Genomic DNA, 300 nt, shown 5'->3' with positions numbered 1-300 from the left:
CCGCACCATGCCGAAATCACCCGCCAAAACGGCCCGGAGCAAGCGCGCGGGCAGTCATCTGACGCCCGACGCGATCATCGACGCGAGCCTGCGCATCGCGGCCCGCGGAAGCGAGGACGCCTTCACCGTCCGGCGCCTGGGCGAGGAGCTGGGCGCGGACCCGACCGCGATCTACCGGCACTTTCGCGACAAGGACGAGCTGCTGCTGTCCGTCGCGGACCGCACGCTCGGCGAGGTGCTCGACAGCATCCCCGAGGGCCTCGACTGGAAGGGACGCATCCGGGCGCTCGCCGACGGCTC

Annotated in this window: 1 protein-coding gene; it reads left to right on the top strand. The window is 71.7% G+C overall.

Annotation, left to right across the window (positions count from 1 at the left end):
• A partial coding sequence (locus tag KN815_RS33765) for a TetR/AcrR family transcriptional regulator (RefSeq protein WP_216345654.1) occupies positions 1–300 on the top strand: 300 nt, incomplete at both ends.

The sequence above is a fragment of the Streptomyces niphimycinicus genome, assembly GCF_018883605.1.
Taxonomy (GTDB): domain Bacteria; phylum Actinomycetota; class Actinomycetes; order Streptomycetales; family Streptomycetaceae; genus Streptomyces; species Streptomyces niphimycinicus.
Note: the sequence above shows the minus strand (reverse complement) of the source record. Positions and strands in the feature narration are given on the sequence as shown.